Raw genomic sequence first — 19,725 nt, 5'->3', positions numbered from 1 at the left:
AATTTTTTAATTTAAAAATTGAATCAAATACAAAAAGAATAAAATTATTGAAAATAACTTATATATACTAATAGGTATTATTATATTTAGGGAAATTATATTAAAAGGTATTAGGATTTTATTATGGAGATATTATTGAATGAATGGATCTATGAATTTATTCCTCATTTAGAGTTTTTCAAAAAATGGATCAATACAACCGTTATTATAATCGGTAAAATATTACTATTTATAACAGTTTTAATTATTTTTGAATTTATTTTTCATAGAGTTGTTTGTCTTATCGTAAGAAAAATTGTAAGTTCTACTCCTTTTGTTTGGGATAATATATTGTATGAGAATAAAGTTTTTGCTAGCTTAGCTCATTTTTTTCCATTATCAATTGGATTTATCCTGGTTGATCCATTTTTTAAATACTATCCGAAAATTATCCTATATATAGAAAAAATATTCTATATTTTGTTGGTTTTGATTCTATTACAATTTTTAATTGGAATAGTTAATTCAATCATGAGAATAGTTACTAATGAAAAGAATCATCCAACCATTGCAATACGTTCTTTTTCACAATTATTAAAAATCATATCGTTTATCTTTTGTTTTTTAATTATTATTGCTATTTTAACAAAAAATGACCTTACTACTGTTCTTACTAGTTTAGGTACTATAACAGCTATTTTTATGCTTGTTTTTAGGGATACCATTCTAGGATTTGTATCTGTAGTACAAATGGCTTCTACAAAAATGATTAAAGTAGGAGATTGGATAGGAATACAAAAATACAGTATAGAAGGAACAGTAATAGAAATTAATTTAATTTCTGCAAAAATAGAAAATTTCGATAGAACTATTACAAGTATTCCTACTTATGATCTAATATCTACTTCTGTAATAAATTTTGAAGTAATGCGTAAGAAAAATATACGCAGAATTAAAAGATCTATTTTATTCAATATCCATTCCTTTCATTTTTGTGATTCTGATAATTTAAAAAAATTTCAACATTTTTCTCTAATAAAAAATTATATTCATAGCCAACAAAAAGAAATAGAAATTTTCAATATAGAAAAGAATATGGATCCTAGCATAGATATGATTAATGGAAGGCCATTGACCAATATTGGGATTTTTCGTCAATATGCTTTAGCTTATTTGCATGAACATCCAAAAATATCTCAATCAGAAACTTTGATGGTTAGATATTTGGAGCCTACCCCTTATGGTCTTCCTATAGAATTGTATTGTTTTACAAATACTTCTGACTCTATAAAATATGAACAAATACAAGCTAATATTTTTGACCATTTATTAACGGCTGCCAAAGCATTTAACTTAAAGGTAACACAAATAACTAATAAGAAATGGTAAAATTAAGCGTAAATTTAAATAAGATAGCTACATTAAGAAATGCTAGGGGAGGAAACATACCAAATCTTTTACAAGTAGCGATCGATGTTCAAAATTTTGGAGCACAAGGAATTACCATACATCCACGTCCTGATGAAAGACACATAACGTATAAAGATGTTTATGATATAAAATCTATTATTAGAACAGAATTAAATATTGAAGGAAGGCCTATTGATAAATTCATGAAATTGGTATTGGACGTTTTACCCCATCAAGTAACATTAGTCCCTGATTCCGAACATGTTTTAACATCAAATTCCGGATGGAATACAATCCTTTATCAGGATTTATTAACCGAAAAAATTAATAAATTGAAAGAACATGGAATTCGTACTTCTATATTTTTGGACCCAAATCCAAGATTGGTTCCTTATGCAGCTAATACAGGTGCAGATAGAATAGAATTGTTTACAGGAAAATTTTCGGTCGAATATGCTAATAAAAGATTTGATTGCATTAATCCGTATATTATCACGGCCAAAGAGGCAATGAATCATCATCTATTGGTTAATGCAGGACATGATTTAAATTTAGAAAATATTTCTTTTTTGATTGAAAAAATTCCAAATATAGTAGAAGTTTCCATCGGACATTCCTTGATTGTTGATTCTCTTTATATGGGATTGGAAAATTCCATTCAAACTTACTTAAAAAAGATTCAAAATGCTTATAAAATATGATTTTGCATTCTAATATTTTTGGATATGGTTCCTTTATTTTGGTTCTTCATGGTTTATTTGGAAGTGGAGAAAACTGGGTATCTTTTGCAAAAGAATTTTCTAAAAATTATCAAGTTCATTTACTGGATATAAGAAATCATGGGAAAAGTTTTTTTTCAAGAAAAATGAATTATGATCTTATATCCGAAGATATATTGGAATATATACGTTATTATAATATATTTAATCCTATATTGATAGGACATTCTATGGGAGGGAGAGCTGTTATGAACTTTTCTATGACCCATCCGTTGATCCCTAAAAAAATTGTGATTGTGGATATTAGTCCTAAGGCCTATACTTCTACTAATAAGAATAAGAACATGAACATCATTCCAATACTAAAAAGTGTAGATTTTAATATCATTAATACTAGAAAAGATCTTGATACTTTTTTGACTCCATTAATTCAAGATTCAGGAATTCGATCCTTTTTTTCCAAATCTACTTACCGAAAAAGAAATGGAAAATTAGCCTTTCGTTTTTTTTTATTGGGAATTGAAAAAAATTATTTTTCCTTAATTCATCAAAAAGTTAAGGATGGATGTTATAAAAATCCTGCACTATTTTTACGTGGAGAATATTCTGATTATATCCTTCCTAAGGATTATATTCTTATAAAAAAATTGTTTACAAATGCAAAAATTATTACTGTAAGAAAATCTAAACATTGGGTACATATAGATAATCCCATAGATTTTTACAAAGAAATATCCTATTTCATCAACGAAAAATACTAGAAAATTTTTTTAAAATTTATTGCATAATTTCTAAATTTACATGAAAAAAAAAAAGGATCATTATTATGATTTTGGATATTGATATGATTCGAAAGTTCTATTCAGATTTACCATTCAAAATTGGGAAAATTAAAAATAAAATAGGTCGTCCCATGACCTATTCTGAGAAAATTCTATATTCTCATATTATGAAAGAAGAAAATGATGGAACCTATTTAAATTTTTTACCAGACCGTCTATCCATGCAAGATGCTACAGCTCAAATGTGCATACTTCAGTTTATGCAAATTGGAAAAAATAAAACAAAAATCCCTACCACTGTGCATTGTGATCATCTTATAGAATCCAGAAAAGAAGCAAAAGCAGATTTAAAACAAGCAATAAAAGAAAATCAAGAGATTTATAATTTTTTAAAATCAGCATCCAAGAAGTATGGAATGGGATTCTGGAGACCTGGATCAGGCATTATTCATCAAATTGTTTTAGAAAATTATGCTTTTCCTGGAGGAATGATGATTGGAACAGATTCACATACTCCTAATGCTGGAGGTTTAGGGATGTTAGCTATAGGAATAGGAGGAGCGGATGCGGTAGAGGTAATTTCTGGTTACTTTTTAGAATTGCAATTTCCTAAATTGATTGGAGTTGATTTAAAAGGGAATCTAAATGGATGGACTTCTCCTAAAGATGTGATCTTAAAATTGTCTGGAATTTTAGGAGTTAAAGGAGCTGCTCATTCTGTCATTGAGTATTTTGGAGATGGGACAGAAAATATCTCCTGTACAGGAAAAGCTACCATATGCAATATGGGAGCGGAAATTGGAGCTACCTCTTCTATATTTCCATATGATGAAAATATGAAGGATTTTTTGAATAAAAGTGGAAGAAAAGAAATATCTGAAATGGCGGATAAAATGAAAAAGTTTTTAAAAGCCGATATAGAAGTATATAAAAATCCATGCAAGTATTATGATCGTGTAATAGAAATAGATTTAAATGTACTAGAACCTCATATAAATGGTCCTTTTACTCCTGATCGTTCCATTCCTATTTCTAAAATGAAAGAAGAAGTGGTAAAAAATAATTGGCCTATAAAAATTGAAGTAGGATTGATCGGTTCTTGTACAAATTCTTCTTATGAAGACCTGTCAAAAGCTATTTCTATTGTTAAACAAGCGAAAAATAAGAAATTAAAGAGAGCTTCTGAATATATAATTACGCCAGGATCCGAAAGAGTGTATCGTTCCATAGAAAAAAAAGGTTTTATCTCTATTTTTCATAGTGTAGGGGGAAAAGTATTTTCTAATTCTTGTGGCCCCTGCATTGGACAATGGAGGAGAAAAGATGATAGTAAAAATAGAAAAAATACAATTATTCATTCTTTCAATAGGAATTTTTCTTCTCGTAATGATGGAAATCCGAAAACACATGCTTTTATAGCGTCCCCTGAGATTGTTACAGCCTTAATATTTTCCGGATATTTAACTTTTGATCCTAGAATAGACAAGTTAAAAAATGAAATAGGAGAATATGTTCAATTTGAAGAACCAAAATCTATAAATAATATTCCTATTGTTAATGATTTTGATTTAGAAGAATTAGGATACGAAAAACCTGAAAATTATGGAAAAAATATATCGGTGGATATAGATCCAAATTCGGAAAGATTACAGATTTTATCTCCATTTTCCGCTTGGAATGGACAGGATTTGTTAAACCTTAGACTTTTAATTAAAGTGAGAGGAAAATGTACCACAGACCATATTTCCATGGCTGGACCATGGCTGAAATATAGAGGACATCTTGAAAAAATATCTGAAAACTTATTAATTGGAGCTATTAATGCTTTCAATAACACAATCAACCGAGTAAGGAATATTGTGACAGGAAATTATGGAACTGTTCCTGATAATGCTAAATTTTATAAGTCCAAAAATATACCAACTTTAATTGTTGGAGAGGAAAATTATGGAGAAGGATCATCAAGAGAACATGCGGCTATGGAACCACGTTTCTTAGGAGTTAGAGCAGTTCTTGTAAAATCTTTTGCAAGAATACATGAAACAAATTTAAAAAAACAAGGAATTTTAGCTTTAACTTTTTTGAATCCTCACGATTATAATAAAATTCAAGAAGAAGATACCTTTCATTTTTATATCAAAGATTTTCGTCCTAAGAAAAATATTAATGTAGAATTGGTTCATAAAAATGGAAGTAAAGAAACTATAATAGCTCAACATTCTTATAATCAAAAACAAATTCGATGGTTTATGTGTGGTTCTTTCTTAAACTTTATTCGTCAAAAAGAACTATGAAAATTATTAAAATTTTTCTATTAAAAAGTATTCGATTCTATCAATTAGTAATATCTCCATGGATAGGAAGGAACTGCCGATATATACCAACTTGTTCCGATTATATGATCCAATCCTTAACCCAATATAATTTTACTATAGCATTGAAAATGAGTTTAAAAAGGATTTTTCGTTGTAATCCATGGGGAAAGTCAGGATATGATCCTGTATAATGAAAATAAAAATTATGTATATAAATTGGGATCCTATCTATAAATTTATTTTATGGAAAGGTTTTTCTATTCATATTTATAGTTTAATGTTTGTCCTATCTTTCGGAATAGGATGGCATATTATGAAATACATTTATAGAATAGAAAATATACATCAAAAATATTTGGATTCTTTATTGATTTATACCATTTTAGGAACTCTAATAGGAGCGAGACTGGGACAAGTTTTTTTTTACGATATTTCATATTTTTCAGATCATTGGCTTGAAGCCTTATTTCCAATAAAAGAAAATACTTCCAATTATTTATTGGGAATAATAAGAGGATATGAATTTATTGGATATAGAGGTTTGTCTAGTCATGGAGCAACTATAGGAATAGTTTTATCTATTTTTTTTTATAGGAAAAAAATACTTAATAAATCCTTTTTTTGGATATGCGATAGATTATGTATTGTGAGTACATTAGCTGCAGTTTTTATACGAATAGGAAATTTTTTCAATTCTGAAATCGTAGGGAAACCATGTAACCCATTGTTGCCATGGTCCGTAAAATTTGTACAGATGGATACAGAATATGGAGATCTGGTTCCTAGACATCCAACCCAAATATATGAATCCATTATTTATTTGTTTATTTTTTTATTCTTATGGTTTTTATATAGAAAAAGTAAAGTAAAAGAGATCATTGGATATATATCTGGAATGTTTTTTACTTTACTATGGTCTGCTCGTTTTTTATTAGAATTTATGAAAGAACCACAAGGGGACGAGATATTAAATGTTTTATATCTAAATACTGGGCAGTTGCTTAGTATTCCATGTATTATTTTTGGAATATTTGTTCTTTATTTTTCGAAGAAAAAAACATGTTTTTTTTCATGAATAAAGTAAAAATTTTATTTTTATTCTTATTGATTCCATTTCTATTCTCTTCTTCTGAAAGGGGTGAAAATGAAGATCAATTATTTTTCGATATAGGAGATCAATTGGAAATAGAATTTTTAAAGGATGGAGAATTATATATGAAGAATGAAAATATTTTGATAAAAAAAATTGATATAGAATTAGCTGATAGGGATACAGAAAAAAAAAACGGATTAATGTATAGATCTTTTCTTAAAGAAGATAGAGGACTTTTATTGGTTTTAAACGATAAAGAAGAGGTTATAAATATAAATATGGAAAATATGAGGATTCCTTTAGATATTGTTTGTATTGATGATTCCAACACGGTTATTATTGTGAATAAATATGTTCTTCCTATGAAAAAAGTAGAAAAGATAAATTTTACTGGAATAAAATATGTTTTGGAAATTAATGCTGGAATGTCGGATAAGTGGAGAATTAAGGAAGGAATTACAAAAATTTTTGTAAAAATAAATATGGATAAAAAATTTTAACTTTAAAATATTAAAAATTAAAATTTATAATTATTATGGTTTTTATATCTGATAGAGCTAAAAATAAATTGATTTCCATTATGAAAGAAGAAGGACTATCTAAGGATATTTCTTTCGTAAGATTTGGGGTTAAAAGTGGAGGTTGTTCTGGTTTATCCTATGAACTTACTTTTGATCAAAAAAAGAAAAAAGAAGATAAACTTTTTCAGTATGAAGGAATGAAAATACTTGTTGATGAAAATAGTTTTCCTTATTTAGTTGGGACCACACTAGAATACTCAGGTGGATTAAATGGAAAAGGATTTTATTTTAAAAATCCTAATGCCAAACATACTTGTGGATGCGGAAAAAGTTTTTCCTCCTAAAATTATGAAAAAAAAAGATCAACTTCTGAAAGAATTGACTCATTCAGAGTATAAATATGGATTTTATACTCCAATAGAATCGGATAAAATTCCAGTAGGATTGAATGAAAAAGTCATTCGAAAAATATCAGAAAAAAAAGACGAACCAACGTGGATGTTAAATTGGAGATTAGAATCTTTTTCCATATGGAAAAAAATGAAAGAACCAAACTGGGCTAATATAAAACATAATAAAATTAACTATCAAGAAATAAGTTATTATTCTTCTCCGAAAAAAAAAATAGATTTAAATGATTTGGATCATACGGATCCAGGATTATTGGATACATTTAATAAATTAGGAATTTATATACCTAAAAAAGAGGAAAAAAATATTTCTAGCATAGCCACAGATATAGTATTAGATTCTGTTTCTTTAGCTACTACATTCCAGAAAAGATTGAAGGATAAGGGGATTATATTTTGTTCGATCAATGAGGCTTTAAAAAAATATCCAGATCTTGTGAAGAAATATTTAGGTTCGGTAGTTTCGAAAAAGGATAATTTTTATGCAGCCCTTAATTCAGCTGTATTTTCAGATGGATCTTTTTGTTATATTCCCAAAGGAATTCGATGTCCTATGGAATTATCCACATATTTTCGTATTAATGAAAGTGGAACTGGTCAATTTGAAAGAACTTTAATTATTGCGGATCAAGGTTCTTATGTAAGTTATTTGGAAGGATGTACTGCTCCACAAAGAAAAGAAAATCAATTGCACGCAGCTGTAGTGGAAATTATTGCTTTGGAAGATTCTGAAATAAAATATTCTACTGTTCAAAATTGGTTTCCTGGAAATGAAGAAGGGAAAGGAGGTGTTTTCAATTTTGTGACAAAACGTGGATTATGTGAAAAAAGAGCTAAAATATCTTGGATACAAGTAGAAACTGGTTCTTCTATTACTTGGAAATATCCCTCTTGCATTCTAAAAGGAGATTTTTCTATGGGAGAATTTTATTCCTTAGCCTTCACTAAGAATTTTCAACAAGCAGACACAGGAACTAAGATGATTCATCTTGGAAAGAAAACTAAAAGTGTAATTGTATCAAAGGGAATTTCTGCTGGAAAGGCAAAAAATAATTATAGAGGATTGGTAAAGATTTCTTCTAAAGCTTTTCAATCACGTAATTATTCTCAATGCGACTCCTTATTGATAGGAGATCAATGCCAAGCACATACTTTTCCGTATATCAATGTATATAATTCTACTTCTCAGGTAGAACATGAAGCTACCACTTCAAAAATTGAAAAAGACCAAATTTTTTATTGTAATCAGCGGGGAATAGATAAAGAAAAAGCTATTTTTCTTATAGTCAATGGGTTTAGCAATGAAATATTGAAGAAATTACCTATGGAATTTTCGGTAGAAGCTCAAAATCTTTTGGAAATTTCTTTAGAAGATTCTGTTGGATAGTGATGTGAAAATTCATCCATAAAATTTTAGATATGTTAATTATAAATAACTTACATGTTTCTGTGGAGGAAAAAAAAATTCTTAAAGGAATTAATTTGAAAATTAATTCAGGAGAAATCCATATAATTATGGGACCAAATGGGTCTGGGAAAAGTACATTAGCTTCTGTAATAGCAGGAAAAAGAGAATATAATATAATTGCAGGAAATATTATTTTTCGTAACAAAAATTTAATCAATCTTTCTCCAGAAGAGCGTGCGCATTTAGGTATTTTTCTATCCTTTCAATATCCGGTAGAAATTCCTGGAATTTCTGTTATCAATTTTATTAAAACTGCTATTAATGCATCTCGTAAAGCAAGAGGATTAGATAAAATGTCCGCTAAAGAAATACTCGTTAAAATGAAGGAAAAATCTGTCCTTCTAAATATAGAAAAAGATTTTTTTTATCGTTCTTTAAATGAAGGTTTTTCAGGAGGAGAGAAAAAGAAAAATGAAATATTTCAAATGTCGATGTTGGATCCCTTATTGTCTATTTTAGATGAAATAGACTCAGGATTGGATATAGATTCATTACGTATTGTATCGAAAGGAATTAATGCCTTAAAACAGGATAAAAATTCTATTTTGATTATTACCCATTATAAGAGATTATTGGATTATTTATTTTCAGATTATATCATACACATTTTGTATGATGGAAAAATTGTTAAATCAGGAAATAAAAAATTAGCTGATAAATTAGAAAAAGAAGGATATAATTGGATAAAAAAAAATCCAAAAAATTATTTGTCTAATTAATTATTATATTCTATGTTGTTAAAAGATAGAGTCATTTATTGCTTTTCAAAAATAAATTATAATGAAAAATATTCCTATATATCTGAGTTACGAAATAAATCTATTGATATTTTTAAAAGAAATGGCTTTCCATCCATAAAGGATGAAGAATGGAAAAATACTGATATTCAATCAATTATTAATCAAGATTATAATATTTATTTACAAAAAAAAAATGATTTAGAATATAAGAATATAAAAAAAATACAAGAATTAGTTTATTTAAAGAAAGAGGATTCTTTTCTTATTATTTTTGTTGATGGAAAGTATAATGCTTTCCTTTCTCATACATCTAATAATATTGTATTATCCAATATTGCTTCACAAAAAGAAGAAAAAATTAAAAATTTTTATGGAAAACTATCATATCGATATGAGCCCTTTAATACTTTAAATACTGTTTTTTCTAATGATGGAGTCTATATTTATATACCTAATAATGTGTTTTTAAAAAAACCTATAGAAATATTGCACATTTATACAGGAATAGAACCAAAAATAATGTTAAATACAAGAAATTTAATTATAGTAGGCGAATCTTCCAGGGTTAAAATTATTGAACATCATAAATCTTTATTAGAAGAACAATTATTATTGAACAATGTTGTTAGCGAAATCTATGCTTTGTCCAATAGTAAAATAGAATATTATAAAATTCAAGATCAAGAATTATCTATGATAGATAATACTTTTTTAAAACAAGATTTACATAGTAAATGTTCCGTTTATACTTTTTCTTTTAAAGGAAAATTTATTAGGAATAACTTGAATTTTTATTCTCGTGGAGAAAAAACTTCTTCTTCTTTATACGGAATTTCTCTTTTATCAGGAAAACAATTGGTAGATAATCATACATTAATAGATCATTTATATTCAAATTCTCATAGTTTTCAGTTATATAAAAATATTTTATGGGGTAGTTCTAAAAGTATTTTTAATGGAAAAGTACTTGTAAAAAAGGGGACAAAAGGAATTAATGCCTTTCAGAAAAATAATAATATTCTTCTTTCTGACAAATCTTGCATTTATGCAAAACCTCAATTAGAAATTTTTTCTGATGAGGTAAAATGTTCACATGGTTGTACTATTGGAAGTTTTCATGAATCTGATTTATTTTATCTTCAATCAAGAGGAATATCTGAAAAAGAAAGTAGAGTTTTATTATTGCTTTCTTTTTTAGAGGAAGTATTAAAACCTATTAATATTTTTAAGTTGAAAAATTTGGTTCATAATCAAATAAAAAAAAAATTAGGATTATATTTATAGTGTATGTTTTCAAAAGAAGAAATTAAAAAAATTAGAAATCAATTTCCAATTTTAAAAAAAAAAATTTATTCCAATCCCTTAGTTTATATAGATAATGCTGCTACTACTCAAAAGCCATTACAAGTCATTAAAGCTTCTGAGAATTATTATTCTACAATGAATTCTAATGTTCATAGAGGGATGCATTTTCTTAGTCAAGAATGCACCTCTTATGTAGAAAATGTCAGAAATAAAATTCAGAAATTTATTCATGCGAAACATTCTTCAGAAATCATTTTTACGAAAGGAACTACAGAATCTATTAATTTAGTGGCATCTAGTATTAATTTTTTGATAAAAAAAGGAGATGAGATAATTATTTCTTATCTTGAACATCATTCCAATATTGTTCCATGGCAAATACTTTGTGCAAAAAAAGAAGCTTTATTAAAAATAATTCCCATTAATAAGGATGGTTTTTTACAATTGGAACATTTTGATTCTTTAATTTCAGAAAGGACAAAAATTGTAGCCATTAGTCATTTATCCAATGTCTTAGGAATAGTGAATCCTGTAAAAAATATTGTGGATAAATCTCATAATTATGGGGCTTTAGTTTTAATTGATGGAGCTCAAGTTCCATCTAATTTAAATTTAGATGTGCAAGATTTAAACGCAGATTTTTATGTTTTTTCAGCACATAAAATGTATGGACCTACTGGAATTGGAGTATTGTATGGAAAGAAAGAACTATTAGATAGTCTTTCTCCTTATCAAACTGGTGGAGAAATGATCAATAAAGTAAGTTTTAAAAAAACAACTTATTCAGAGTTGCCATTCAAGTTTGAAGCCGGAACTCCAAATATAGAAGGAATTATTGTATGGGGTGCTGCTATAGATTTTGTAGAAAAAATAGGAGTAGAAAATATACAATTGTATAAAGAAAAACTTTTAAATTATGCTATTCAACGTTTGAGAACTATAGATGGGATCCAATTGTATGGAGGAATAGGAATGGATACTAAAAAAAGATCTAGTATTATATCCTTTAATTTAAGTAAATTGCATTGTTTTGATGTTGGAAATATTTTGGATCGTTTGGGAATAGCTGTTCGTACTGGTCATCTTTGCGCTCAGCCTTTGATGGATTTTTTTAATGTTACAGGAATGATTAGGGCTAGTTTTTCTATATACAATACTGTTAAAGAAATAGATTATTTGTTTGATGGTCTTTTAAAAGCAAGAAGATTATTATCAAAGAATTAAAATTTTATGACATACGCTATTGTCAATATTCTTGGGCATCAATTTAAACTTATTGAAAATAAATACATTTATGTTCCTCATATTTATTCTATGGATAAAGGAGAAAATATATGGTTCAATCAAGTTTTTTTCTTTTATAAAAATGGATTGACAAAGATAGGAACTCCTTTTTTAGAAGATATAAATGTAAAAGCAGAAATTATACATCATTTAAAAGGAGATAAGATAATTATTTTCAAAAAAAAAAGAAGAAAAGGATATAAAGTTAAAAATGGATTTAGACCTCTATTAACGAAAATAAAAATAATTGCGTTTTTGGAAAATAAAAAAAAATAAGTAAACTATGGCTCATAAGAAAGGTTCAGGAAGTTCTAGAAATGGACGGGATTCAGTGGGGAGAAGATTAGGAATAAAAATATATGGCAATCAATTTGTGAAATCTGGAAATATCATTGTTCGTCAACGTGGGACAAAATATTATCCTGGAAGAAATGTGGGAATAGGAAAAGATCATACTTTATATGCTGTAAAGAATGGTTTGGTTCTTTTCAAAAAGGGAAGAAGAAATAAGTCAATTGTTTTTGTTATCTCAAATAAATTCAATTAAGACTGGGTAGTTCAATAGGATAGAGCAACAGTTTCCTAAACTGTAAGTTGTGGGTTCGAATCCCTCCCCGGTCATAATATGGTCCCAGCTGGACTTGAACCAGCGACCCCCTGATTATGAGTCAGATGCTCTAACCAACTGAGCTATGGGACCTATCGAACAAGATAAATGCAATTTTACAACAATATTTTTTTGATTCAAAAAAAACTTTGTAATGGATCATATTAAAAATAAAAAAATATCGAATATATTTTACATGGAAATAGCATATCTTCTTCATAAAGAAGAATTTAATAATGATCATGGAAAATTTTTAATTACTTTAATTAAAGTTTCTATGACTCCTGATAGGAGTTTAATCAAAAGTTATATAGCCATTTATCCTTTTTTAGATAAAAGTATTTTAAAAAAAATTCGTTCTAAATCTAGATTATACAGAAAGTATCTTTCTAAAAAACTTAGATATCGTGTAAAAAAAATTCCGAAGTTATATTTTCATGTAGATAATTAAAAAAAAATAGGATAACTTATCCTTTATCTAAATAGTATTTTTTTAAAGGTTCCGATGCTTCTACATTGTAAAAAATTTCTTTTGCTTCTTTTTCAAAGTCTTTAATATTTGGAAATCTATTGGAATAGTGTCCTAATAGGAGTTTTTTTACCTTAGCCATTTTTGCTATACAAGCAGCCTGATTTGCTGTGGAATGTCCTGTATGAATAGCTCTTCTTTCTTCTGTTTTTAGGAATGTAGATTCATGATACAATAAATCTGCATATTTTATATGTTCAATAATAGGAAAATAATAAGAGGTATCTGAACAAAAAGCATAAGATAATATTTTAGGAGGATCAAATGTTAGTCGATGATTTGGAATGATTCTTCCTTCGTTAGTTCTGAAATCTTTTCCAATTTTTAAATTCTTATAATCTACGATTTTGATATCAGGAATTTTTTTAATTTCTTCCATATTTAATTTTCTATCACCTGGTTTTTCCTTAAAAAGAAATCCATTAGCGTAAATTCTATGTTTTAATGGAATTGTGTAAACTTCTATTGTTTCATTTTCCATTATTTTTTCCAATTTTTTAGACGATAATTCTATATGATCGATACAGTATTTTAGTCTTGTGTAGGACCATTTAAAATGAACTTCAATAATTTCTTTTAATCCTTTTGGAGCATAAATACTTACTGATTGTTCTCTTCCTAATAGATGAAAAGTAGATAATAATCCAATTAATCCGAAAAAATGATCTCCATGTAAATGAGATATGAATATATGTACTATTTTATTAAATTTTATTTTTGCTTTTCTTAATTGAACTTGTGTCCCTTCGCCACAATCAATCAGAAAAAAATTTCCTTTCATTTCTAATATTTGAGCGGTTGGATAAAACTTTTTCGTTGGAATTGAAGAATGACAACCCAAAATGGTTAATGAAGATTTTTCCATTATTAATAATATTAATGATTTAATCTAATACTTTTCTTTTTTTAAAAAGAAAAATACAACCAATCACTAGGGTTAAACCAATCATCAAAATTAACAAAAAATTAAAATTTTTTTGGGTCGAAAAAAAGTCTTCATTTTTCATGAATAGAAACATAGTAAGTAGAGCAAAAGAATTATTAAATATATGCAATAAAATGCAGTCCATTATGGAATTTGTAGTAAAGTAAATAAAACCTATGAAACTTCCAATAAAAAAACCTCCCACAAATTGCCAAGGATTCATATGAGTTAATCCAAATAAAAAAGAAGAAAATAAAATTGCTTTAATTGGATGTATTTTATTTCTCAGCATTCCATTTAAAATAATGCCTCTAAAAAGAACTTCCTCACATATAGGAGCCAATAATATAGTTGTAGAAAAAAATGGAATTGGATTTTTTGCTTCTTCTTTTAAAAAAGCCTCAATTTCCTTATACATATTTCCTAATAATGGGCCTTCTTTTGGAATAAACGAAGATATGTAGTCATTCAACATAATCATGCATAACATCATCCAAAAATGGACAATATAAATATACCATGAAGAAACTTTAAATGACAAGTCTATGACAAGATTTTTTCTTTGCGCTTGATGAGAAATGAATACAAATAAAAAAATAAATGGAATTGTATATGATATAGAGAATATCATACTTTCTGGTAATTTAATGTAAATCAATAACTTTCTAAAAAGTAGATTAAAAAAGTTTAAAAAAGTAAATGCAAAAATTAATAGAAACGCTTCTATATAATTTATTTTAAAATAATTTTTCATAGGAAATAAAAATTCGTTCAGACAAAAAATTATTTTTTAGGTTAATGTTTTTAGTCATCTTTTTTTTACTTGTATTTTTGTGATAAAAAAAATGAAAGATAAAACAATTTTATTAAAAATATTGTTTTATTCTGAAGGAATGAAACAATAAGAAAATCATTAATTATGTTGTATTTCGATATAGATTCTTTGTTTAAATCTTATAATTTTCTGATTAAGGATAATAGCATTACATCTTCTAAAATTTTTAGATATTCGAAACTATTAAAAATGATAAAAAAATATGAAAATATATGCTCTATTATACCTGTAGGATTGTCTATAGAAGAAAGAAAAATTTTTAAAATTCAATGGGGAACAGGAGATTTTAAAGTTTTTATATGGTCTCAAATGCACGGAAATGAAACTACAGGAACAAAAGCTATGTTTGATATTCTTCATTTTTTTTCAAAAGAAGAAAACCATAATTTAGTTAAACTTTTAAAAGATAATTTAACTATTTTATTTATTCCTATGTTAAATCCTGATGGATCTGAGAAATTTAAAAGAAGAAATGCTGTCAATATAGATCTGAATAGAGATTCTATTCGTTTGCAATCTCCAGAAATTAAAATATTGTATCATGAGATACAATACAGTAACCCTCATGTTCTATTTAATTTACATGATCAAAGTAGTGTTTATAATATTGGAGATAAATTTTTCAATCCAGCTATTTTATCGTTTTTATCTCCTTCAACAGAAGAAGATAAAAAAATTACCAAAGAAAGAAAAAAATCCATGGGATTGATATCTTTTATTGAAAAAAAAATGAAAAACATTCTTCCGAATATAGGTTCAATAGGAAGGTATTCTGATAAATTGTATCCTATGGCTACTGGAGATAATTTACAAAAAAAAGGTTATCCTTGTATTCTTTTTGAAGCGGGAAACTATCCTAAAGATCCTAAAAAAGAAATGATTAGAAAATATAATGTCTTTTCTATTCTTCTAGGATTGTATTTCCTTTCTACTATAGAAAAAAGCCTTGAAAAAGAATATAATTCTTATTTTTCTATTCCTGAAAATAAAAAAAATCTATTAGACAAAATTTATAGAAAAGTTCAAATAAAAAAAGGAAAATACAAATTTTTAGTGGATATAGGAATAAGAAATATCGAAAGATTTGATCCTATAAAAAGAAATGTTGATTTGATTTCAAAAATTGTTGATATAGGAGATTTATCTAATTTTTTTGCATACGAAGAGACACATGGGAAAATATTTACTACTAAAAGATTTCCAGAAATTGGAGATTTGGATGATTTCACTTTTTAAAGTTAGAAACTGTTAATTTTATTCTTCCTTTTTTTCTTCTTCTGGATATAATTTTTCGTCCGTTTTTTGTATTCATACGTTTCATGAAACCATGAACGTTGACTTTTTTTCTATTAGAAGGTTGATAAGTTCTTTTCATAGAATTTTTTTATAAGAATTATTTTTAATTTTTCCTCTATTATAAATATTTTTTTCTTATTTTTCTCTCGAATTTCTATATGATAAATTATAGGAAAAGGTTTGTCCTTCAATATTTTTTTTATTAGAATAATTTTTCCTTCTTTTAAAAGTTTTGATTTTATAAAAATAGGATTCCTAAATATGGATTTTTTTTTACATTTTTGTATGTTTTCTTTATTAAATATTATTTTTTTTTTTTTTATATTATTCAATATCTTTTCATGGGAAAAAATGGAGGAATAGTACAGAATCATAAGCCCAATAATAAAACCTGTTAAGAAAAAAGTAAAACGCTTCCAAAGACTCATGATCAATTATTCCTTTTTCTATTTTAAATTACAACATAAAGCTTTTTACTATATTAATTATAAAATTTTTGAGAATAATTATAAATCGAATAAAAGGAATGAAAAATATATCAATTTTTTTTTAATTTATGTTTGATAAGCAAAAAACTATTGGAAAAAAAATCTCTTTGAAAGGAGTGGGTTTGTATACCGAAAAGAACGTAACTATTACTTTTAAACCAGCTCCAGAACATACAGGATTTATTTTGGTTAGAACGGATATAAGAGGAAATCCTTGTATCAAAGCACATCTTTCCTTATTGAATGAAACAACAGAAAAAGGTCTTATTTTAGAAAAAAATGGTTTTGAAATTCGTACCAGTGAACATGTACTTGCTGCTTTGACAGGAATGGATTTAGATAACGTCATTATAGAATTAGATAGTATTGAATTTCCTATAATGGATGGATCTTCTAAATATTTTGTAGAAGCTATTGAAAAAGCTGGAATTATAGAACAAGAAGCAAGAAGAGAATATTATTCAATAAAAGAAATTATATCTTATGAAGATCCAAAAACAGGAGGAGAAATTATAGCCATTCCTGCTAAAAAATTTGAAATAATAATCATGGTGGATTTTGATTCAGAATTAATTAATACACAAAATGCTGTACTCAAACATTTAGATCAATTTAAACAAAGAATAGCAAATTCAAGAGATTTCTGTTTGATTTACGAAAAAGAAGAAAAATATTCCGATGATAATTTCTTTTACCGTAAAGAAAAATCAATACTGGATAATTTATTGTCTATACGACATTCTCCTTCCAACGAAGTGGCTAGACATTATCTTTTAGATTTTATGGGGTATTTAACTTTGATAGGGGTTAAATTGAAAGGGAAGATAATCGCTTACAAACCATATCCTCATATGAATACACAATTTTCGAAAAAATTGGTAAAAAATATTCAAAGATTTACAAAAAAAAATATTCCTGAGTTTGATTTAACAAAAAAACCTCTTTTCGATATCCAAACTATTATGAAAATTTTACCTCATAAACCTCCATTTCTTTTAGTGGATAAAATTATAGAATTAACAGAAAATTGTATAACAGGAGTAAAAAATGTTACCATTAATGAACCTTTTTTTATAGGACATTTTCCTAAAGAACCAATAATGCCTGGAGTTCTACAAATAGAAGCTATAGCACAAGTAGGTGGTGTACTAGTATTAAATAAGGTGAAAAATCCAGAATTTTATTCTCCATATTTTTTGAAAATAGACAAAGTAAAGTTTAAACATAAAGTAGTTCCTGGAGATTTACTAGTTTTTCAAGTTAAATTGTTAAACCCTATAAAAAGAGGAATTGTTCATATGAGAGGAAAAGGCTATGTAAATAATCAAATTGTGGTTGAAGCAGAAGTAATGGCTAAAATAGTTAAAAATGAAACTTGATGAATGAATGGCATCAGAATAAGGTGGAAAGGTGGATATGAATGATTCAAATATGTATTTTATTTCATAAAACAAGAATTATGAGTATTTTAATAGATAAGAATAGTCGAGTTATTGTACAAGGATTAACGGGTAAAGAAGGTCAATTCCATACTAAGGCAATGATGAATTATGGAACCTCCATAGTTGGAGGAGTTACTCCAGGAAAGGGAGGGAAATTTTATTTAGGTATCCCCATTTTTAATACTATGTATGAAGCTGTTAATAATACAGGAGGAGATGTTAGTGTTATTTTTGTTCCTGCTTCATTTGCTTCGGATGCTATTATGGAAGCAATCAGTATGAATATTAGAGTTATTGTATGCATCACTGAAGGTATTCCCGTATCAGATATGATTCGAGTAAAATATTTGTTAAAAGGAAAAAAATCAAGATTAATTGGGCCAAATTGTCCTGGAATTATTTCATCTCAGAAATCAAAAGTTGGAATTATGCCTAACCTTATTTTCAATAAAAAAGGAAAAATAGGAATTATTTCTAGATCTGGAACTCTTACTTATGAAGCAGCGGATCAAATAGTTAAATGTGGACATGGAATTTCTACTGCCATTGGTATAGGAGGGGATCCTATTATTGGAATGAATATACAAGAAATTGTAGAGTTGTTTTTAAAAGATTCGGAAACAGGATGTATTGTTCTGATTGGAGAAATAGGTGGAAAATTAGAAATAGATGCGGCAAAATGGATAAATAAATTAGACAATAAAAAACCAATAATAGGTTTTATAGCTGGTCAAACTGCACCTAAAGGACGTACAATGGGACATGCTGGGGCCATTATAGGAAAATTAGAAGAAACTGCAAAAGTAAAAATGAGTATTCTTCAAGATTTAGGAATACATATAGTACCTACTCTTTCCGATATAGGATTGAAAGTAAATGAAGTCCTTCATCCATAATACCATAAATAAAAAAAATGGAAAAATTTTTAATAACTGGATTAGGAAATCCAGGATCCTTATATCGAAATACAAGACATAATTTAGGTTTTTTAATTATAAATCGAATAGCAGAAAAATACTTACTTTCTTTTTCAAGAAAGAAATTTGGTTATGTTTCCGAATTTACTTATAAAAAAAAAATTTTACTTTTAAAACCTTCTACTTATGTTAATGACAGTGGTCTATCTGTTAAATATTGGATGAATAAAGAAAAAATTCCCTTAAAAAATATTCTTATAATATCTGATGATATTTATCTTAATTTTGGGAATATTCGTTTGAGAGGAAAGGGAGGAGATGGAGGGCATAATGGATTAAAAAGTATTGAAAAAGAATTAAGGACATCTCATTATGCACGTATTCGTTTTGGAATTAAAAATGATCGTTGGATGAAAGAAAAAATAGATTATGTATTAGGAATTTGGAGTGAGGAAGAATTGAAAAATATATTCGATAAACTGGAAATAAGTATTCACATAATATTTTCGTTTATTTTAAATGGATTACAAAAGACAATGAATTTATTCAATAATAAAAATATTTAGACCTTGTAGTTTAATTGGATAGAATATAGGATTCCGGTTCCTATGGAATGGGTTCGAATCCCTTCAAGGTCATTGAATTAAAATTAAAATAAGA

23 protein-coding genes and 3 tRNA genes are annotated in these 19,725 nt (G+C 26.9%); 21 read left to right on the top strand and 5 right to left on the bottom strand.

The genetic code is table 11. From position 1 onward, the window contains the following. Nucleotides 1-123 precede the first annotated feature (123 nt). The 15 genes from MADAR_RS02915 to MADAR_RS02845 all read left to right on the top strand — a co-directional run bounded on the left by MADAR_RS02915 (nt 124) and on the right by MADAR_RS02845 (nt 12,647). Nucleotides 124-1,368, top strand: a complete 1,245-nt coding sequence (locus tag MADAR_RS02915) for a mechanosensitive ion channel family protein (RefSeq protein WP_014159028.1) — start codon at nt 124-126, stop codon at nt 1,366-1,368. Continuing rightward, the gene (locus MADAR_RS02910; RefSeq protein ID WP_014159027.1) at nt 1,362-2,090 is read left to right on the top strand and encodes a pyridoxine 5'-phosphate synthase; all 729 of its coding nucleotides are present in this window, start codon (nt 1,362-1,364) and stop codon (nt 2,088-2,090) included. Before MADAR_RS02915 ends, MADAR_RS02910 begins: the two co-directional genes overlap by 7 nt. Then, a complete protein-coding gene (locus tag MADAR_RS02905) occupies nt 2,087-2,869 on the top strand; it encodes an alpha/beta fold hydrolase (protein WP_014159026.1) in 783 nt (260 codons plus the stop codon). The genes MADAR_RS02910 and MADAR_RS02905 overlap by 4 nt, the downstream gene beginning before the upstream one ends. Nucleotides 2,870-2,934: 65 nt before the next feature. Beyond that, the gene (locus MADAR_RS02900) at nt 2,935-5,184 is read left to right on the top strand and encodes an aconitate hydratase (RefSeq protein ID WP_014159025.1); all 2,250 of its coding nucleotides are present in this window, start codon (nt 2,935-2,937) and stop codon (nt 5,182-5,184) included. Next, nucleotides 5,181-5,396 carry a membrane protein insertion efficiency factor YidD gene (gene yidD / locus MADAR_RS02895; protein ID WP_014159024.1) on the top strand — a complete coding sequence of 72 codons (216 nt, stop codon included), beginning with the start codon at nt 5,181-5,183 and terminating at the stop codon, nt 5,394-5,396. Before MADAR_RS02900 ends, yidD begins: the two co-directional genes overlap by 4 nt. Nucleotides 5,397-5,410: 14 nt before the next feature. After that, entirely contained in the window at nt 5,411-6,280 is an 870-nt protein-coding gene (gene lgt, locus MADAR_RS02890) for a prolipoprotein diacylglyceryl transferase (protein WP_014159023.1), read from the top strand. Next, nucleotides 6,277-6,798: a DUF192 domain-containing protein gene (locus MADAR_RS02885; protein WP_014159022.1), complete on the top strand. Its 522-nt coding sequence runs from the start codon at nt 6,277-6,279 to the stop codon at nt 6,796-6,798. Before lgt ends, MADAR_RS02885 begins: the two co-directional genes overlap by 4 nt. 35 nt (nt 6,799-6,833) lie before the next feature. After that, on the top strand, nt 6,834-7,163 hold the full coding sequence (locus tag MADAR_RS02880) for an iron-sulfur cluster assembly accessory protein (protein ID WP_014159021.1): 330 nt from the start codon (nt 6,834-6,836) through the stop codon (nt 7,161-7,163). Between the two features lie 4 nt (nt 7,164-7,167). After that, entirely contained in the window at nt 7,168-8,616 is a 1,449-nt protein-coding gene (sufB, locus tag MADAR_RS02875; protein ID WP_041178053.1) for a Fe-S cluster assembly protein SufB, read from the top strand. Between the two features lie 32 nt (nt 8,617-8,648). Then, nucleotides 8,649-9,416 (top strand): Fe-S cluster assembly ATPase SufC, encoded by a 768-nt coding sequence (gene sufC / locus MADAR_RS02870; protein WP_014159019.1) that lies wholly within the window; start codon nt 8,649-8,651, stop codon nt 9,414-9,416. A gap of 12 nt (nt 9,417-9,428) precedes the next feature. Beyond that, on the top strand, nt 9,429-10,721 hold the full coding sequence (gene sufD, locus MADAR_RS02865) for a Fe-S cluster assembly protein SufD (protein WP_014159018.1): 1,293 nt from the start codon (nt 9,429-9,431) through the stop codon (nt 10,719-10,721). Between the two features lie 3 nt (nt 10,722-10,724). Further along, nucleotides 10,725-11,966 (top strand): aminotransferase class V-fold PLP-dependent enzyme, encoded by a 1,242-nt coding sequence (locus tag MADAR_RS02860; protein ID WP_014159017.1) that lies wholly within the window; start codon nt 10,725-10,727, stop codon nt 11,964-11,966. Nucleotides 11,967-11,972: 6 nt separating this feature from the next. Continuing rightward, nucleotides 11,973-12,302, top strand: a complete 330-nt coding sequence (gene rplU / locus MADAR_RS02855) for a 50S ribosomal protein L21 (protein WP_014159016.1) — start codon at nt 11,973-11,975, stop codon at nt 12,300-12,302. Nucleotides 12,303-12,309: 7 nt separating this feature from the next. Next, nucleotides 12,310-12,573 carry a 50S ribosomal protein L27 gene (gene rpmA, locus MADAR_RS02850; RefSeq protein ID WP_014159015.1) on the top strand — a complete coding sequence of 88 codons (264 nt, stop codon included), beginning with the start codon at nt 12,310-12,312 and terminating at the stop codon, nt 12,571-12,573. Further along, nucleotides 12,574-12,647: transfer RNA gene (locus tag MADAR_RS02845), tRNA-Arg, on the top strand. Nucleotides 12,648-12,652: 5 nt separating this feature from the next. On the opposite strand, the gene MADAR_RS02840 is transcribed toward MADAR_RS02845, so the two are convergent. Beyond that, nucleotides 12,653-12,726, bottom strand: a tRNA-Ile gene (locus tag MADAR_RS02840). Between the two features lie 61 nt (nt 12,727-12,787). On the opposite strand from MADAR_RS02840, the gene MADAR_RS02835 reads away from it, so the two are divergent. After that, the gene (locus MADAR_RS02835; RefSeq protein ID WP_014159014.1) at nt 12,788-13,084 is read left to right on the top strand and encodes a ribosome-binding factor A; all 297 of its coding nucleotides are present in this window, start codon (nt 12,788-12,790) and stop codon (nt 13,082-13,084) included. 16 nt (nt 13,085-13,100) lie between these two features. On the opposite strand, the gene MADAR_RS02830 is transcribed toward MADAR_RS02835, so the two are convergent. Beyond that, entirely contained in the window at nt 13,101-14,027 is a 927-nt protein-coding gene (locus MADAR_RS02830; protein ID WP_014159013.1) for a ribonuclease Z, read from the bottom strand. A 19-nt stretch (nt 14,028-14,046) separates the two neighbouring features. Continuing rightward, nucleotides 14,047-14,841 (bottom strand): CPBP family intramembrane glutamic endopeptidase, encoded by a 795-nt coding sequence (locus MADAR_RS02825; RefSeq protein WP_014159012.1) that lies wholly within the window; start codon nt 14,839-14,841, stop codon nt 14,047-14,049. A gap of 165 nt (nt 14,842-15,006) precedes the next feature. Here MADAR_RS02825 and MADAR_RS02820 point away from each other — a divergent pair, with 165 nt between their 5' ends. Continuing rightward, a complete protein-coding gene (locus MADAR_RS02820; protein WP_014159011.1) occupies nt 15,007-16,158 on the top strand; it encodes a M14 family zinc carboxypeptidase in 1,152 nt (383 codons plus the stop codon). Here MADAR_RS02820 and rpmH read toward each other — a convergent pair. After that, nucleotides 16,148-16,297: a 50S ribosomal protein L34 gene (gene rpmH / locus MADAR_RS02815; protein WP_014159010.1), complete on the bottom strand. Its 150-nt coding sequence runs from the start codon at nt 16,295-16,297 to the stop codon at nt 16,148-16,150. The two genes, MADAR_RS02820 and rpmH, sit on opposite strands and share 11 nt — an antisense overlap. Then, nucleotides 16,272-16,550: a hypothetical protein gene (locus MADAR_RS02810; RefSeq protein ID WP_238523400.1), complete on the bottom strand. Its 279-nt coding sequence runs from the start codon at nt 16,548-16,550 to the stop codon at nt 16,272-16,274. Before MADAR_RS02810 ends, rpmH begins: the two co-directional genes overlap by 26 nt. A 224-nt stretch (nt 16,551-16,774) precedes the next feature. Here MADAR_RS02810 and fabZ point away from each other — a divergent pair, with 224 nt between their 5' ends. The 4 genes from fabZ (at nt 16,775) to MADAR_RS02790 (ending at nt 19,703) form a co-directional block, all read left to right on the top strand. Further along, nucleotides 16,775-18,085, top strand: a complete 1,311-nt coding sequence (gene fabZ, locus MADAR_RS02805) for a 3-hydroxyacyl-ACP dehydratase FabZ (protein WP_014159008.1) — start codon at nt 16,775-16,777, stop codon at nt 18,083-18,085. Between the two features lie 80 nt (nt 18,086-18,165). After that, nucleotides 18,166-19,044, top strand: a complete 879-nt coding sequence (sucD, locus tag MADAR_RS02800; protein WP_041178052.1) for a succinate--CoA ligase subunit alpha — start codon at nt 18,166-18,168, stop codon at nt 19,042-19,044. Nucleotides 19,045-19,061: 17 nt separating this feature from the next. Beyond that, entirely contained in the window at nt 19,062-19,631 is a 570-nt protein-coding gene (pth, locus tag MADAR_RS02795; RefSeq protein WP_014159006.1) for an aminoacyl-tRNA hydrolase, read from the top strand. Continuing rightward, a tRNA-Arg gene (locus tag MADAR_RS02790) sits at nt 19,631-19,703 on the top strand. The genes pth and MADAR_RS02790 overlap by 1 nt, the downstream gene beginning before the upstream one ends. Nucleotides 19,704-19,725: the final 22 nt, after the last annotated feature.

Origin of the sequence: Blattabacterium sp. (Mastotermes darwiniensis) str. MADAR (assembly GCF_000233435.1) — a bacterium.
GTDB lineage: Bacteria > Bacteroidota > Bacteroidia > Flavobacteriales > Blattabacteriaceae > Blattabacterium.
The sequence above is the reverse complement of the archived record's forward strand: the minus strand, read 5'-3'. Positions and strand labels throughout refer to the sequence as shown.

Coding starts and splice junctions, on each gene's coding strand:
- MADAR_RS02915 (WP_014159028.1), top strand. CDS start 124: ATGGAGATATTATTGAATGAATGGATCTATGAATTTATTCCTCATTTA.
- pth (WP_014159006.1), top strand. CDS start 19,062: ATGGAAAAATTTTTAATAACTGGATTAGGAAATCCAGGATCCTTATAT.
- MADAR_RS02910 (WP_014159027.1), top strand. CDS start 1,362: ATGGTAAAATTAAGCGTAAATTTAAATAAGATAGCTACATTAAGAAAT.
- MADAR_RS02880 (WP_014159021.1), top strand. CDS start 6,834: ATGGTTTTTATATCTGATAGAGCTAAAAATAAATTGATTTCCATTATG.
- sufB (WP_041178053.1), top strand. CDS start 7,168: ATGAAAAAAAAAGATCAACTTCTGAAAGAATTGACTCATTCAGAGTAT.
- rplU (WP_014159016.1), top strand. CDS start 11,973: ATGACATACGCTATTGTCAATATTCTTGGGCATCAATTTAAACTTATT.
- MADAR_RS02820 (WP_014159011.1), top strand. CDS start 15,007: ATGTTGTATTTCGATATAGATTCTTTGTTTAAATCTTATAATTTTCTG.
- MADAR_RS02825 (WP_014159012.1), bottom strand. CDS start 14,841: ATGAAAAATTATTTTAAAATAAATTATATAGAAGCGTTTCTATTAATT.
- rpmH (WP_014159010.1), bottom strand. CDS start 16,297: ATGAAAAGAACTTATCAACCTTCTAATAGAAAAAAAGTCAACGTTCAT.
- MADAR_RS02905 (WP_014159026.1), top strand. CDS start 2,087: ATGATTTTGCATTCTAATATTTTTGGATATGGTTCCTTTATTTTGGTT.
- MADAR_RS02885 (WP_014159022.1), top strand. CDS start 6,277: ATGAATAAAGTAAAAATTTTATTTTTATTCTTATTGATTCCATTTCTA.
- MADAR_RS02900 (WP_014159025.1), top strand. CDS start 2,935: ATGATTTTGGATATTGATATGATTCGAAAGTTCTATTCAGATTTACCA.
- MADAR_RS02835 (WP_014159014.1), top strand. CDS start 12,788: ATGGATCATATTAAAAATAAAAAAATATCGAATATATTTTACATGGAA.
- sufD (WP_014159018.1), top strand. CDS start 9,429: ATGTTGTTAAAAGATAGAGTCATTTATTGCTTTTCAAAAATAAATTAT.
- lgt (WP_014159023.1), top strand. CDS start 5,411: ATGTATATAAATTGGGATCCTATCTATAAATTTATTTTATGGAAAGGT.
- MADAR_RS02860 (WP_014159017.1), top strand. CDS start 10,725: ATGTTTTCAAAAGAAGAAATTAAAAAAATTAGAAATCAATTTCCAATT.
- yidD (WP_014159024.1), top strand. CDS start 5,181: ATGAAAATTATTAAAATTTTTCTATTAAAAAGTATTCGATTCTATCAA.
- fabZ (WP_014159008.1), top strand. CDS start 16,775: ATGTTTGATAAGCAAAAAACTATTGGAAAAAAAATCTCTTTGAAAGGA.
- sufC (WP_014159019.1), top strand. CDS start 8,649: ATGTTAATTATAAATAACTTACATGTTTCTGTGGAGGAAAAAAAAATT.
- rpmA (WP_014159015.1), top strand. CDS start 12,310: ATGGCTCATAAGAAAGGTTCAGGAAGTTCTAGAAATGGACGGGATTCA.
- MADAR_RS02830 (WP_014159013.1), bottom strand. CDS start 14,027: ATGGAAAAATCTTCATTAACCATTTTGGGTTGTCATTCTTCAATTCCA.
- sucD (WP_041178052.1), top strand. CDS start 18,166: ATGAGTATTTTAATAGATAAGAATAGTCGAGTTATTGTACAAGGATTA.